The sequence below is a fragment of the Pusillimonas sp. NJUB218 genome (assembly GCF_003788685.1).
In the GTDB taxonomy this organism is placed as follows: domain Bacteria; phylum Pseudomonadota; class Gammaproteobacteria; order Burkholderiales; family Burkholderiaceae_B; genus Neopusillimonas.
This window is the reverse complement of the sequence record NZ_NQMK01000009.1, coordinates 19,533-34,780: the sequence shown is the minus strand read 5'-3', so window position 1 is coordinate 34,780 and position 15,248 is coordinate 19,533. Positions and strand designations below refer to the sequence as shown.

Sequence of the window (15,248 nt, the reverse complement as noted above, 5' to 3'; positions counted from 1 at the left end):
TTAAATATTTTTTAGTTTTCGTTTTGACTACGGCAAAATTTACGTGCTAGAATAGCGTTCTTTAGTCGGGGCGTAGCGCAGCCTGGTAGCGCACTTGCATGGGGTGCAAGGGGTCGAAGGTTCGAATCCTTCCGTCCCGACCAATAAATTCAAAAGGGTGACAGCATTTTTTGCTGTCACCCTTTTTCTATTTGCGGTCCTAGTCTGGCTTGCTTGTAAGGCGCGCACCCCTGGCAAACGTGGGTCTGCCAGGGGCGCGGGCACTGTTTGCAATAAACAGCGCCAACAGCCCGGTATTACTGGAAGCGTCGCGGAATACGCTCGATCCAGGTCTTTTCCCTGATCAGGGTGCCGTCTTTGTGCAGTGTTTTGGTAAATGTCACGTCGAAGTGAGTGGCATCTGACTCAACCTTGATTTCACCGAGCAGGTCGATTTTTACGCCGTCGATCGTGAATGTATTTCTGCGTTTGCCCTTGAAGTGGGCATTGGCAGGGGAGGCATCCTTAACGTGCCACTCATACGATTCGGCAGAGCGGAACTCGTTGTCGTACTGCGTCCACACCACACTGCTAGTGGTCGTAAAGGTGGATTCGCCTTTTTCATCGTCGCGCTGCCGTGTAAACACAGTACCGGTATCTTCCAGTGTCTTGCCAAAGGGGGCCTCGTCACTGGGTTCGGGTGCCGGTAGGGGGCAGGTAGCATCAGTCGCATCGCGCGTGGGCACCACAGGCAGTTCGAACCACGTGTTTTTCCCCAGAATCAGGCGGGTAGTGCCGGGTGTCGGGCTAGGCCAAAGCATAGGGAATTGGGCATTAGAAATCGCCAGACGAATCCGGTGGCCAGGCTTGAAGCGCCAGGTTGTGAAGTGAATCGGTGCAGTCAGGGTCGCGGGTTCGCCTGGTGTCAGGGCCTGCGGTGAAAGTCGCGAATGGCGCTGCGAAGGGTTAATGGACACGCCACTGACCAGAGACACCGTGCCATCTGGCGCGACGTCTTCAAGGCGTACACTCCACTGGTAAAAAGGTGCGTCGGCTGCAACCCGCAAATGCACTAGCGGGTTGCCCATGATCTCCATGGCTTGCGTCAGTGGGGCCGAGTCATACACCAGGCTATTGCGATCGTCGGTCGACATGTCGCCGGTTTGTTCGCCCCACCAGCCACCCGCTGCCATACCTGCGCCTGCCACATACTTCAGCGAGTCGCTGGTCGTTTTGCTTGTCGGTGCGCCAGTCAGTTTCTGTTGTGTTTGCGGGTATAGGCGCTGAACGGTGCTTCCTTGAACAGGCCAGTTTTTCTCGCAGCGCCAGTAGCCAGGCACGATAGCCGGGTCTGCTGTCGGCGGTTGCCCAGTGCGCATGAACGCCATCCAGCGGGGCTCATCAAGCACGTTGTTTTCTACGCCCTTGAGCCAATAGTCCCACCAGCGCAGGGCCCTTTGGCGCCATTCGTAATTAGGTCCGGGCGCACCATATTCGGGCCATGCGTGATTCCATGGCCCGATTTCGGCGATCACCGGGGCGGTCGAGTGCTGTTTGACATCGAGTACAAAGTCCCGATAACCATCCAGCAATCCGCCAATCACATAAGCAGGCACCGATAGAGGCTCTTTGAACTTGATTGATTCCTGACGCCAGAATTCGCTGTCTTGCTGTTCGCGCATCCAGGTAAAGATCCAGGGCTTTTTGTCGAAACGATTCTTGAAGTACGTTTCGTCAATTCGATAATCGGGGCTCTGGGGCAGGGCGTTATCGGTGCTGATTTGATGGCTGTAGTAATCGAGCGTCAGCGCGCCGCTGTTGTAATGGACGTCGTTGTAAAACAGGTCGATCGAACCGTGTGCAGCAATGATGGCTTTCAATGCTGGCGGCTTTCTGTGGGCGGTCATGAGCGAGTTGAAGGCGCTCCATGACAGGCCATACATCCCGACATTGCCGTTGGACCATTCTTTTTTGGAAAGCTGGTCAATGATTTGTTCGGCATCCGAAATTTCGGCGGCCGAATATTCGCTGACGGGTACAGGGCCATCGCTGCCGCCCGTTCCTCGAACATCCACTCGGGCAACGACATAGCCATTTTTGGCAAAGTATGCGCCATAGCCGTAGTCGCTCAGGGCAAAGAAGTCGTCTTTACGGTAGGGCACCATTTCGATCAGGGCCGGGAAAGTTTCGCCGGGCTTTTTGGCAACAGGCCGGTAGAAAGTGACGGCTAGCTTGACGCCGTCTTTCATTTCTAGGGTTTCATACTCGAGCGTGAATTCGTAAGCTGCTGCTTGTGCGGTTTCTTTTTGCGGGCTGTTTGTGGGCTGTGTTATTTGGGCCGTGCAGCCGGCCACACCAGCTATAACCAAAAAGCTAAACGTCAGTTTTTTTAACGTGTTTTTTATCCCGTACATCAAGGTGTCTCCAATGGCGAGCTCTGTGCCGAGCCCCAGGCATGCTGATTTTTCTGGGGCGGTTGTAACACGTTTTTTCCCTATTTCGTGGTCTCGCCCATCAATGGGATCAGCGGCGCGTAGTCGCTGTGGCTGGCTGGCATCAAACCGGTGGCTTGTTGTGATTTAAAAAAGCCACTAAGCGCGGTGGGTTCGTTAAGCATTAAGTGGCGAATTTTGCTTTTAAGCGCCGGGCACACCATAGGGCTGAACACGAACGGATCGTAGTAAATCGGCGCAGAACGCCACAGCACGCGTAGCGTGTCAGGGCTCATTTTGCCGTGCTTGATGTAGTCATCAGCCCTGACGCTGGCGACAAAGGCGGCATCGACGCGCTTGTTAAGCAAGGCGTCCAGTGAACGGTCGTGCGAACCGGTGTACACCTGGCTTTCAAAGAACTCGGATAGCGGCATGCCCGCCGCATCGGGGAACGCCCGATTAGGCAAAATGCTGCCCGAAGTGCTTAAAGGGTCGTTCAGGGCGACCCGTTGGCCGGCAAGGTCTTTGAGCGTTTTGGCGCCGGTATCGGCGCGCACCACCAACAGCGCTTGATAATGGTTGCCGGCCGGTGTGTACGCGCCTTTTTCCAGGACGAGATTAGCAAAGGGCTCAACGCCTGGGTCGCGCAAGTGGGCGGTTAAGTAGCCTGCGGGGCCAAGCCAGGCAATATCCACCCCACCCGAAACAACCGCATCGGCAACGGCGTCGTACGAGCCGGCCCGTATGATTTCGACGGGCATGTCTAGATGTTTGCTTAGATGGCGAAGCAAGGGCGCGTAGTCCTTGACCAGCGCATCCATACTTTTTTTCGGGATCACGGCGATACGCAAGTCGGTATCGCGGCAGGTGGTGTCGGCCTGGGCAATCGGGCCTGCCAACACTGCAATTAACAACATGATAAAGCGCAGCATCAGGCCACTTCTTTGAGTTTAAAAGCTTCGTCAAATTCCGGTAGCTGTTCAACCGATAGGGGTCGGCTAAAGTGATAGCCTTGCCCGTAATCGCATCCCGAAATTTTTAAATAAACCAGTTGTTCGCGTGTTTCGACCCCCTCGGCAACGACCTGCAGCTGTAGCCGTTTGGCCAGGGCAATGGTCGAAGACACAATTGGGCTGTCATCGTGGGTGTTTGAAAGCTGTGCAATCAAACCGCGATCAATCTTCAGCTTGCTGATGGGCAAGGCGTACAGATGCGCAAACCCCGCATAGCCTAGACCGAAGTCGTCCAGACTAATGGCAATACCGGCCTTTTTCAGCCTTTCCAGATGCTCAATCGCCAATTGTTCGCGATCAAGAATCGCGGTTTCTGTAATTTCCAGTTCGAGCTGGTCCGGGGCAATGTCATGCAGCGCCAGCTCGCGAAGTACCGAGTCGGCAAAATCTTCTTGCCCTAGCTGCAAGGCCGACACATTCACACTAACGGTGGTACGAATGCCTTGAACCTTCCATTTTTTAAGTTGCTCGCAGGCTAGACGCAGCACTTCTTTACCCAGGTCAATGATAAAACCGCTGCGCTCGGCAATGGCAATGAAGCGGTCCGGATATACCAGACCAAACTCAGGATGGCGCCAGCGCACCAGGGCCTCGTAGCCGCTGATGGTCAGTGTGTCCAGCCTGACTTGTGGCTGGTAATGCAAGATAAATTGACGTTTGCGCAAAGCCTCGCCCAAGGCCTGTTCGATATGGAATTCCTCGATGCGCGAGGTATTCAACGACGGGTCGAAGAAGCGGTACTGGCCGCGGCCGGCGCGCTTGGCCGAGTACATGGCGGCGTCAGCGCAACGAATCATTTCATCGATGTCCTGGGCATCGCGCGGGCAAATCGAAATGCCTACGCTGGGGCTGGTGTTCAGCTCAACGCCCTCAAGCGAATAGGTTGCCGACAGTTTTTCGGTCAGGGCTTTGACCCATTCTGTAATTTGCTGTTCGCTACGGTTGTCGGCCAGCATGACGACAAATTCGTCGCCGCCAAAGCGCGCTGCCTGATCTTCCGGGCCCAGCATGCGCTGGATACGTCCGGCAACGGCTTGGAGCAGCATGTCACCAACCTTATGGCCTAAGGTGTCGTTAATGGATTTGAATCGGTCCAGGTCGATGAACAGTATCGCCAGCAGGCGTCGTTTTGCGCGTTGCTGCGTCAGGCAGTCCGATGCAATCCGGATGAATTCTCGGCGATTGAACAGCCCGCTGAGATGGTCGGTTGATGCGGCATGGCTGCTACGCCGATGGGCGGTTTCCAGGCTTTCAATCAGACGCTGTTTCTCTTGCTCGGAGTTTTGTAAGGCTTTCAGTGAGGCCTGCTGGCGACGCAGCACGGTAAAAATCCATGAAATCGCCAGCAGTATGGCGACGCTCATGATAATGCCCAACCACGTCTGGTTGGTTTGTCGTGTTTGTACCGGGGTAAGAATCTCGTCGAGTTGCTGACTGACGACAATGCGCCATCCGTGTTCAGGCGCAGTCACGTAAATACTTTGATACACCTTGTCATTGGCCACCGATCGGTATCCGCCTCGCCGCGGATCTTTGGCTTGCTCCGGGCCGGCAATCAGTGCACCGCCATTGAATATAACGCCGCTGGTGTCTGCGCGAAGCCGTTCCTGACCAGCAGCATCGAGCAACTGGATAATACCGGAATAGCCCATTTCAATGTTTTGATACAGGCTGGCCAAATACCCGACGTCCATTTCAACCAACATAATGCGATCCAACTGACCTCGGGTTTGCGGATCGGCAACGGGCAGCAAAAGGGGTAAGTGCCATTTCGGGGCCGCAATTTTTGGCCCGCTGATGTCGCTGACGGGCAAAAAAGGCACAAAGCCGTGGTTCTCGATTTGCGCGTAAACCTGCTCCAGCCAGTGCTGCGGCAAGATCGCCGGCAGATTGTCGTGGCTGTGGAATTGCCAGTTTCCCCGCGCGTCATAGATGCTAAAGCGGTTGAATACCGGGTCTTTGGCCAAGGCGCGCGACGCATCTGATGGGCTGTTGCCCAAAGTGTTTGCGGTCGAGTTTACGACTGCACTGACCGCTAACGAACGATCTGCCAACTGCTTCAGGTGTTCGGCGGCAATGGTGGCCAGGTTCAGGTGCTCGTTTGCCTTTGAGTCCAACGCTTCGGCATGCGCCGCCGAGTATTGCCGGTGATCAAGCAGCCAGATAAATGCAATCGTCACCAACCCCATGATGACAATGGCCGCTTGAATGAAGCCAGGTGAAACAGACGATTTGAGGCGGGTCAAGGCATTGATTCCGGGGGTAAATGCAGATGTCCCGAAATTTTGTCACGCTAAGATGACGTGATTATGACGCGCCTAACCGATCTGGAAGCTGGTCTCGGGGTAGCGCACCCGTCCGCGATGCTGGGTACTCAGGCTGTATATGAGGGTCAGGGGCCCAAGTCGGCCAATAAACATGAGCAAGATCACCAAAAACTGGCTGGGCCACGATAATGTTGACGTCAGGTCGCGGCTGAGGCCCGTGGTGCTGACGGCCGAAACGACCTCGAAAAGAACGCTGATAAATGGCGCGTCTTCGATCATTGTCATGATGAGCGTGGCCGAAAAGATAAGTGTTGCGGTAATCAGCAGCAGCGCCAGCGATTTTTGCACGGTGTCTGCCGAAATGGCGCGCTTGAGCAGTACGACTTGCGGGCGTTGGAAAATATAAGAATAGGCCGCCGCCATCAGCACGATAAACGTCCCGATCTTGATGCCGCTGGCCAGGCTGAGCGAGCCGCCGCCAATAAACATGTAAAGCATCATCAGCAGGGTCGTGCTGTCTTCAAGGCTGGCAATATCGACGCTATTGAAGCCGGCAGTGCGTGTCGTGACATTTTGCAGCCAGGCGCCCAAGGCTTGGCCGCCAATATCCAGCGGCCCGAGCGTAAAGGGGTTGTCGTATTCAAACAGCCAGATCATCACAAAGCCGATCAGGTTCATGATGGCCGTACCGATAAGCACGATTTTGCTATACGGAGAGAGGGACTTCCAGGACTTCTTCTGCCGGATATCGTTTAGTACGGGAAACCCGATACCGCCCAGAATGATCAGGGCGGTAGTACCCAGAATGACGACCGGGTCACTGACATAGTTTGAAAGGTGGGTTGCAGTCAACGAGATACCGGCGTTGTTGAACGCAGCCAGGGTATGAAATATGCCGTGTCCCAGGGCGCTCAGCAAGCTCGACTCTTGCCACCAGTACAAGGTAAACCAAACAATGCCAATCAACTCAAGCACAAGTGTGATCTTGATGATGGCAAACGCGGTTTGCCTGACCGTGGCTACGCTGGTTTGATTGAAAGCCTCTTGGGCCAAGGCCTGATGTTGCAGCGAAATACGTTTGCCCAAGGCTAATGCGGCCACAATCGAAAACGTCACAAAACCCAGCCCGCCGATCTGAACCAGTGTGATCAGGATAGCTTGCCCCACCGGGGTGTAGGTGACGCTGATGTCTACCGTGCTGAGCCCCGTGATCGTGACCGCTGAAACCGCCGAGAATAAAGCCGTAAGCGGACTGATCGGGGCGTTAACTGAAAACGGCAGCCAAAGCAGCAGGGCCCCAATCAGGCTTAACAACATAAAGCCGCCCGCCAGCACCATGGGCGGTGCGGCATTGAAGCGACCATTGCGTCTGACTTGATGATAGTGGCGCAGCGTTAACCGCGGGTCCCAGTTGCGCATGGTTTATGACAGCATGGGTGCGATGGTTTTCAGTGCGTCGAGCTGCCCGGCAATGACCAATACATCTTTGGTGTGAAGTTCAAACGTATCGTCAGGGTGCACATGAATGTCGGCTTTGCGCTTGACCAGCAAAATATGAATGTCCTCTTGGCTTTCGTCAAGAAATTGCCGCACGTTTGTGCCGTCGAGTCGCTCACCGACGTCAATCTCGACCACAAACTGACCGTTACCCAACGAAATGTAGTCCGTCACCATGGGATAGCTCAGCGCCTGGGCAACCCGAATACCCATTTCTTCTTCGGGGTGGATGATGCGGTCAACCCCCAGTTTGCTCAGAATAGTGTGGTGCGCGCGCGATGTCGCTTTGACCCATGTCTTTTGCACCCCAGCGCTTTTTAAATGCACCACGCACAGCAAACTGGCTTCCAGGTCGGCGCCAATGGCTACCAGAACGACGTCGTAATTATCCAGACCAAGTTCTTCGATGGCGCGTCGGTCGGTGACGTCGGCAATGACCGCGTGGGTGAGCTGGTCGGCATATTTGTTGACCAATTTGTCGCTGGTATCGACGCCCAGCACCGAATGGCCCAGCTTCATAAGTTCCAGCGATGCGGCCGAGCCAAAACGACCCAGGCCGATGACGGCAAATTGCGCCATGGTTTGCTCCTGTTGGACAGGGCGCCATTGTAGGCGTATTGAAGCGCCTTGTTAATGGCCGTCTGGGTTGGCGTGCAGGTAAGCGTAGTGCATATTCCTTGGTGGGTACCGCATATCACTAGAATATGTTAACTTTATTGAATTAGGGTAAACCTGTATACGAGTCTCACACTATGGTGAATTTATTTGAGCCGGTTCAGTTCGGCAGCTTGTCGTTAAGCAACCGCATCGTGATGTCGCCGCTGACGCGCACCCGTGCGGGTGAAGGGCGGGCGCCAACCGATCTGGTCCGCCTGTATTACTGTCAGCGTGCCGATGCCGGTCTAATTATTACCGAAGCCACGTCAATTACGGCTCAGGGCGTCGGCTACCCAGATACCGCTGGTATCTGGAGCAAGGCTCAGGTCGACGGCTGGAAACGCGTGACCGAGGCGGTTCATGCGCGCGGCGGGAAAATCGTGTTGCAGCTGTGGCATGTGGGCCGGGTTTCCGACCCCGAATTGTTGAACGGCGAAATCCCGGTGGCGCCCAGCGCGATTGCCTGTGAGGGGCAGGTCAGCATTTTGCGTCCCAAGCGCGACTACGTTGTGCCACGCGCACTTCAAACCAACGAAATCGCCGGCATTGTGGCCGACTTTGTGCAGGCGGCACGCAACGCCAAAGATGCTGGCTTCGACGGTGTCGAGGTGCACGGCGCCAACGGTTTCCTTATCGACCAGTTCTTGCACGACGGCTCTAATCAGCGTACCGACCAGTACGGCGGCTCTGTCGAAAACCGGGCGCGCTTCCTGCTCGAGATTGTCGATGCCGTGTGCAGTGTCTGGCCGTCCGGCCGCGTTGGGGTGCATTTGTCGCCGCGTGCCGGCGTGCATGCCATGCGCGACAGCGACCCGGCATCACTGTTTTATTACGTGGCCGAACAACTGGGTAAACGCAACCTGGCGTTCATGTTTGTGCGCGAACCCCAAGGCCCCGACAGCCTGGCCCCGCAAATGAAAAAGCTGTTTGGCGGCCCGGTCATCATCAATGGCAGCTATACGCTCGAAACGGCTCAAAAAGCGATTGATAATGGTGATGGCGATGCCGTGGCGTTTGGCCGCATGTTTATTGCCAACCCCGACCTGGTTGCTCGCTTGCGCGATGGCCATGCGTTAAACGAGCCCGATCCAAGTACGTTTTATGGTCAGGGCGCCAAAGGCTATACCGATTATCCTGCATTGTCGCCGGCCGATTGCGAGGCATCTGCCGAAGCTTGACGCCGTCTGGTTTTTGCCCAGCAGTAATTTGGCCCGGCTTGATGCCGGGCCTTTTTGTGTGCGGCGTTAACGCGGTCGCATAACCTTGAAGGTTGCGGTAGCCGTTACCAACAGTTCGCCGTCTTCACTTAATGCGCGACCTTCGCAAAAGGCAATAGATTTGCCCATGCGCAGGCAGGTGGCCTCGAATACAACCGTACCTCTGGCGGGCGCCAAAAAGTGCGAGGTCATGTCGATGGTGGCCATACTGGTGGACGTGTCGTTGGCCCGCGCGGCGGCGCTAAGGGTTAGGTCGAGCGCACTCATGAGCGTGCCCCCGTGAATATCGCCACGGCTGTTTGTCAGGTCGGCCCGCCAGGGCAGACGGGTACGTGTCAGCTGTGGCGAGAAGTCTTCGGGCTGCAGCCCGATAAACTGCATGAAGGGAATATTCAGGCCGAAGTAATCGGTGCTTTCTTTTGACATGTCGGTCATGGCATTACGACATGATGCGTTGTTTTACTTGGCCGGATACAGCCGACATGTCGGCGCGGCCGGCCAGTTCGGTTTTAAGAATAGCCATGACCTTGCCCATGGCCGGTGCGCCGGTGACGCCTTGTTCTGCTACAGCTGCCATCGCTTGGTCGATGGCAGCGTTGATCTCTTCGGGCGTGGCTTGCTTGGGCAAGAACTCTTGCAGTACATCGAGTTCGGCCTGCTCTTGTGCAGCGGTTTCAGTGCGGCCGGCCTTTTCAAAAGCGGCAATTGATTCGCGGCGCTGCTTGACTTGTTTCTCGATGATGGCTGTGATGTCGGCGTCGGTCAGTTCGCGGCGCTCGTCGACTTCTTTTTGCTTGACGGCGGCTTGCAAGAAACGCAATGTACCCAGGCGCGCAGTGTCTTTGGCGCGCATGGCTGTCTTGACGGCATCGGAAAGCTGCTGTGAGAGCGAAAGGCTCATGGTGGTGTCCTGTATTGGTGGCCGCATGGGCCGGTAAGCATGAAGGGTTTGACCTGTATTTTAGTGCATGCCTTACTGGAAGTTGCGGCTGCGCACGGGTAAATGGCCTAGCAGATGATCAAGATTGACCAGGCGGCCAGCGACCAGATGACATACGTTGTCGTGACGCTGCCAAACCCCGTAAACCCCCAGTAAGGTGCTGCCCACCAATATTTGTTTTTGTTGTCTGGCCAATTCGGGGCGCACAATCACGTTGACCAGCCCGGTTTCGTCTTCGAGACTGACGAAGATAACCCCTTTGGCAGTTTGGGGGCGCTGGCGCGTGGTGACCAGGCCGCACGCGCGCGCCAGTCGGCGATTTGGGTAGGTGTCGTGAAGTTGCTGGGCATTGGCAAAACGCAATTGTTGCAACTGGTCGCGCAGTAAAGCCAACGGGTGTCGCCTTAATGTTAGGCCGGTGGCGGTGTAGTCTTGGTAAATGTTTTGTGCTTCTGTGGGCTCGCTTAAAACTGGTGTTTGTGTTTCGTTAATGGGGGCCTGGTGCAGCAAATCTTTTGACGTGCGCAGCGCAGCTTGCCAGCGGGCTTCGTGGCGGTGGGCCCCAAGGCTGCCCATGGCATCGGCGCTGGCCAGGGCGTCGAGGTCTCGCTTGTTCAGGTCGGCGCGGCGCGCCAGGTCGTCGACAGAGATAAAAGGAGCTTGTTGCCTGACCTGGGCGATGCGAATCGCACCTTCGGTCGAAAGGCCTTTGATGCGGTTCAGCCCGAGGCGCACGGTTTGCCCGGGTGCATTCAGGGGCAGATGAGCGTCGACATGGCTTTCGTTGATGTCGACCGGTAATACGTTTACGCCGTGGCGTGCCGCGTCTTGTACCAGTTGGCTGGGCGAATAAAAGCCTAGGGGCTGGGAGTTGAGCAAGGCGGCCAGAAAAGCGGCCGGCTCGTGACATTTGATCCAGGCGCTGGCATAGGCCAGGTTGGCGAAACTGGCCGAATGGCTTTCCGGAAAGCCATATTCGCCGAAGCCTTCGAGCTGCTTGTAGATGAGTTCGGTAAATTTGGCCGGATATCCCCGCGCCAGCATGCCGCTGATCAGGCGTGGGCGAAAGCGATCGACGCCGCCTTTGCGCTTCCAGGCCGCCATAGATCGGCGTAATTGGTCGGCCTCGCCCGCGCTGAAGCCTGCGGCCACCATGGCAACTTGCATGACCTGTTCTTGAAAGATGGGCACACCCAAAGTGCGCGACAGGACGTGTTCGACTTGCGGCGATGGGTAACTGACCGATTCAAGCCCCTGGCGGCGGCGCAAATACGGGTGGACCATGTCACCTTGTATGGGCCCCGGGCGGACAATCGCAATTTGAATCACCAGGTCGTAGAACGTACGTGGCCGCAGCCGCGGCAGCATGCTCATTTGCGCGCGAGACTCGATTTGAAATACGCCTATGGTGTCGGCGCGGCTGATCATGGCGTAGGTGGCCGGGTCTTCGTGGGGGATGTCTTGCAAGGCAAATGGGCGTTGATACTTCAGGCTAAGCAGGTCAAGCGCTCGTTTAAGCGCCGACAACATGCCTAAGGCCAGCACATCGACTTTGAGCAACCCCATGGCGTCAAGGTCGTCTTTGTCCCATTGGATGACGCTGCGGCCCGGCATGCCGGCATTTTCGATGGGTACCAGCCGATTAAGCGGCCCTTGCGAAATGACAAAGCCGCCCGGGTGTTGCGACAAATGGCGCGGAAAGCCCAGCAGGGTTTGCGCCAGTGCAGCCCAAGCGCGAATGCGGTGGTCAGTGGTGTCGAGCCCTTGTTCTTGGAGTTTTTCGAGCAGGCTTTGCGAGGCCTCTTGGTACTGGCACGATTTACACACCTGGTCGATGACGGAAAGGTCGATGCCCATGGCCTTGCCCGTATCGCGCAGTGCGCTGCGCCGCCGATAGGTAATAACGACGGCGGTCAGTGCAGCACGGTCGCGGCCATACTTTTGATAGATGTATTGAATGACCTCTTCGCGGCGCTGATGTTCGAAGTCGACATCGATGTCGGGCGGTTCGTTGCGTTCGGCGCTGATGAAGCGGGCGAACAGTGTGTTGCCTTGGGCGGGGTCGACTTCAGTAATGCCCAGGCAAAAACATACCGCCGAGTTGGCAGCCGAACCCCGCCCTTGACACAAAATATGCTGCGACCGGGCGTAGCTGACGATGTCGTAAACCGTAAGGAAGTAGGGCTCGTAGTGCAACTGGCTGATGAGATCGAGCTCGGTTGTGATTTGGGCTTGCACATTGTCGGGTATGCCGTGGGGGTAGCGTTTGTTGGCGCCGGCCCAGGTTTCTTGGGCCAGATACTGGGCCAGCCCTACGCCCGGTGGCACAATGTCGTGTGGGTATTGGTAGCGCAGCTCGTCGAGCGAAAACGTGCATTGGGCCGCGATGTGCAGCGTTTCGTACAGGGCTTGCGGGCTGAACAGATTTGACAGCCGAAAGCGGCTGCGCATGTGATGCTCGGCATTGGGATGCAGGGCATATCCGCATTGTTCAATCGGGGTGCCAAGCCGGATGGCCGTGAGGGTGTCGTGTAAAGGTTGACGCGAGCGCACGTGCATTTCGACCTGACCCAGGGCGACCACGGGCAGGGTAAGTTGCTTGGCAAGTGTGTGGCTGGCCTGAACCTGTTGGGTGTCGCTGGGTTGATAGTGGCGGGTTTGCCCCAGCCAAAGATGGGTCGGGTAATGCTGTTTAAGGTCTTGAAGCGCCGTGACAATGGCCGGCGTGTGCTCTTGCGCCTTGGCAATGATCAGGCAGCCTGCCAGTTGCAGCGCGCAGGACGCAGGCGTTTGCAAGCACGTTACCAAAGAGATTTGAAGCCGTATCGCAGCGCCTTTGCTTGTGCCTGCTTGTGTGCGCAAACGTGTAATGAGCTGGGCCAGATTGCCGTAGCCGTTAAGGTTTTGGACCAGAACAATGAGCTCGAGGCCGGGAACAGTAGTGTGAAAACGGCTGCCGACAATAAGGTGGAGCGAGTGCTGCCTGGCGGCTACATGTGCCCTGACCACACCGGCCAGCGAACAGTCGTCGGCCAGTGCCAAAGCTGTATAGCCTAATGCCGCCGCGCGGGCGACCAGTTCTTCAGGGTGCGAGGCCCCTTTCAGGAAGCTGAAGTTGGACTGGCAATCGAGCTCGGCATAGGGCAGGGTTGATGACATGGATTGCAACAGGTGCGGTCAGGCAAACAGCCCGTGCAAGAACCAGCGTTCAGTGTTTGCGTTTGCGCGTGAGGGGCTGGGCCGAAACACCCAGTACTGAATGCCCTGAGGGTCTTGAGCGATAAAGTAGTCGCGGGCCTGCCGGGCGCTGGCTTCCCACCAGCCGCTTTCGATGCGTTCGGGGCCTTGTACCAGGGTAAGCGGATGTTGGTTATGCGTGGGGCGGTGATTAACAACAGTTAAGGCTTGTGGCGTATCCAGCATAAAAAATGGCCGGGGCGGTGGCGCGGTGGGCAGCATGCCTGTCACGGGCTTTTCGGCCGGGCGTATTGAGCAGGCCATGGGGGCCCATCGATTGGCGATTTCGGGGCGGTGATCGGCCCGCGGCCGTGGGGCAAGCAGGCTGTGCGGGCCCAGCCTGGCCCGAAGCAGATCGAAGAGTTGCTGTTCGTTGCGTTGCCACTGCCCTGGTTCGGGAAACAGTGTGGTGCTGTGTACCGCCCGGGGCTCGGAGTGATCGATACGCAAAGTGACGGCAATGGCCGGGGCGGGCAGTGCGCAGCGCCCAAGTTGTTCTTTAAGCACAGGAAGAAAACTGTGGGTTTGCCAGGCGGGCTCGGAAATAGAAAGTGACAGCAGGGTGGGCGGCTGTGCCTTTCGGCCCTTTTCGTGGTGCAGTAAGAAATGCAACTGCCGGCAAGACCGCTGGCGCAGGTTTAGCCATAGGCAGGCCTGGTCGATAAGCCGTTGCAAGGGGTAGAGTAGGCCCGGTGCATGTTCAAGACGGAAGTCGAGCTCTTGCGTATGGTTGAAATGTTCGGGGGCCGGTTCCCAGGTATACAGCTGTGGCGCATGCCCATAGGCGTAGTCGAGTGCTTGGAGCAGGGTGGGGGCAGTGCGCTGCTGAAGCGCCTGACGGGGCAGGCGACGCAGCTGGCCCAGGTGCGTGCAGCCTATGCCGTGAAGCCAGCCCTGCCACGGGGCCAGCGATTGAATGTATTGCAGCTGCAGCGCGTCGAGCCGGCGATGCAGCGTAGGCAACGCCAGGCACCGCCGTTGTAACGTGCCAGGGTATTGCGACAGCCAGATGGCCCCCTGTGCGGTGGGTGCCAGGGCGGCAACGGGTTGCAACCCCTGCTGCTGCAATTGGCCTAGCAAACGTTTATACAAAGCACCAGGCCCGTTGAATAAGGCCAGGCTGGCTTCGATGTCGAGCACGATGACCTGGCTGGCATGCAGGCAGGCCACCCGAGGCGTAAAAATTTGGGCAATATGAATGGCCGTGCGTAGTGCGTAGATAAGCGCTACCGATGGCTTAGTGAAATACAGGCTGATAAAGCGCATGGCTGACAACGGGGGCTGGGTGCGGGGTTGCCGTAGGGCGCCGGGGCAAGTCGTTAAGGGCAACCATAACTGGCGCATGGCAGGCCGGCCCCTGACGCTTGGCAATATGCAGTTGCACCCCATTGGGCGCGGGATGCACCCCGATGCGTAAGGGGGCCGGGCTGGGCTGTTGAAGTTGATTGACGTGATTGAGCAGGAAGCACAAAGCCTGGGTGCCTTGCGCGGCAATACCCAGCCGGCGTAGCTGCTTGGACGATACCCCTTTGGGTAGCCAGCACAGCAAGGCGGCGCAGGCGTCGTGACGCAGGGTTTGTTCGGCTGCCCATAAGATGTCTGGGAGGCTTTGGGCATTGACCCACAGCAACGGATGATTGTGCAGTAATGACCAGTTGGCCCAGCATTGCGCGTTAGGCATGAAAGGGCAGTTGATAAGCACAATTTGTTGTTTGGGTGGGCACTGTGCCAGGGCCGGGCGTAGCAGGCGTAGTTCGCCCACGCCGGGTTGGGGCAGGCATAGTTCGGTGATGGCCCCGCATGGCCAGCCTTGCCCCGGCAACTGTTGGTTTAACCCGGTCCAACCCGTGCTGATGGTTGCCCGATGGCTTGCTGCCAACTGCGACGCCCGCCATAAGGCCGGATGAATATCTTGCACATTAAGCATGCCCGCCCCGGTTTGTTTTCGTTTAATAAATACTGTTTAAATATACAGTAAATTTTAAACGTATCGGCAGCGTAAAACAAGC

11 protein-coding genes and 1 tRNA gene are annotated in these 15,248 nt (G+C 56.9%); 2 read left to right on the top strand and 10 right to left on the bottom strand.

Annotated features, from left to right (window positions below):
- Positions 1 to 66 precede the first annotated feature (66 nt).
- A tRNA-Pro gene (locus CHR62_RS12035) sits at positions 67 to 143 on the top strand.
- 153 nt (positions 144 to 296) lie between these two features.
- On the opposite strand, the gene CHR62_RS12030 is transcribed toward CHR62_RS12035, so the two are convergent.
- The 5 genes from CHR62_RS12030 to CHR62_RS12010 all read right to left on the bottom strand — a co-directional run bounded on the left by CHR62_RS12030 (position 297) and on the right by CHR62_RS12010 (position 7,767).
- Entirely contained in the window at positions 297 to 2,393 is a 2,097-nt protein-coding gene (locus tag CHR62_RS12030; RefSeq protein ID WP_123661100.1) for a CocE/NonD family hydrolase, read from the bottom strand.
- Between the two features lie 80 nt (positions 2,394 to 2,473).
- Positions 2,474 to 3,343 (bottom strand): phosphate/phosphite/phosphonate ABC transporter substrate-binding protein, encoded by an 870-nt coding sequence (locus CHR62_RS12025; protein ID WP_123661099.1) that lies wholly within the window; start codon positions 3,341 to 3,343, stop codon positions 2,474 to 2,476.
- Positions 3,343 to 5,670, bottom strand: a complete 2,328-nt coding sequence (locus CHR62_RS12020; protein ID WP_199722939.1) for an EAL domain-containing protein — start codon at positions 5,668 to 5,670, stop codon at positions 3,343 to 3,345. The genes CHR62_RS12025 and CHR62_RS12020 overlap by 1 nt, the downstream gene beginning before the upstream one ends.
- 72 nt (positions 5,671 to 5,742) lie before the next feature.
- Positions 5,743 to 7,110: a TrkH family potassium uptake protein gene (locus CHR62_RS12015; RefSeq protein ID WP_123661098.1), complete on the bottom strand. Its 1,368-nt coding sequence runs from the start codon at positions 7,108 to 7,110 to the stop codon at positions 5,743 to 5,745.
- 3 nt (positions 7,111 to 7,113) lie between these two features.
- On the bottom strand, positions 7,114 to 7,767 hold the full coding sequence (locus CHR62_RS12010; RefSeq protein WP_093971469.1) for a TrkA family potassium uptake protein: 654 nt from the start codon (positions 7,765 to 7,767) through the stop codon (positions 7,114 to 7,116).
- Positions 7,768 to 7,940: 173 nt separating this feature from the next.
- Between CHR62_RS12010 and CHR62_RS12005 the strand changes: the two genes are divergently transcribed.
- Positions 7,941 to 9,023, top strand: a complete 1,083-nt coding sequence (locus CHR62_RS12005; protein WP_093971470.1) for an alkene reductase — start codon at positions 7,941 to 7,943, stop codon at positions 9,021 to 9,023.
- Between the two features lie 66 nt (positions 9,024 to 9,089).
- Here CHR62_RS12005 and CHR62_RS12000 read toward each other — a convergent pair whose 3' ends face one another.
- The 5 genes from CHR62_RS12000 to imuA all read right to left on the bottom strand — a co-directional run bounded on the left by CHR62_RS12000 (position 9,090) and on the right by imuA (position 15,166).
- Positions 9,090 to 9,488 (bottom strand): PaaI family thioesterase, encoded by a 399-nt coding sequence (locus CHR62_RS12000; protein ID WP_093971495.1) that lies wholly within the window; start codon positions 9,486 to 9,488, stop codon positions 9,090 to 9,092.
- A 13-nt stretch (positions 9,489 to 9,501) separates the two neighbouring features.
- On the bottom strand, positions 9,502 to 9,963 hold the full coding sequence (locus tag CHR62_RS11995; protein WP_093971471.1) for a GatB/YqeY domain-containing protein: 462 nt from the start codon (positions 9,961 to 9,963) through the stop codon (positions 9,502 to 9,504).
- Positions 9,964 to 10,035: 72 nt separating this feature from the next.
- Positions 10,036 to 13,161, bottom strand: coding sequence for an error-prone DNA polymerase (locus tag CHR62_RS11990; protein WP_123661097.1), 3,126 nt, complete (start codon positions 13,159 to 13,161; stop codon positions 10,036 to 10,038).
- Positions 13,162 to 13,179: 18 nt separating this feature from the next.
- A complete protein-coding gene (locus tag CHR62_RS11985) occupies positions 13,180 to 14,505 on the bottom strand; it encodes a DNA polymerase Y family protein (protein WP_123661096.1) in 1,326 nt (441 codons plus the stop codon).
- The gene (gene imuA, locus CHR62_RS11980; RefSeq protein WP_123661095.1) at positions 14,477 to 15,166 is read right to left on the bottom strand and encodes a translesion DNA synthesis-associated protein ImuA; all 690 of its coding nucleotides are present in this window, start codon (positions 15,164 to 15,166) and stop codon (positions 14,477 to 14,479) included. The genes CHR62_RS11985 and imuA overlap by 29 nt, the downstream gene beginning before the upstream one ends.
- Positions 15,167 to 15,248: the final 82 nt, after the last annotated feature.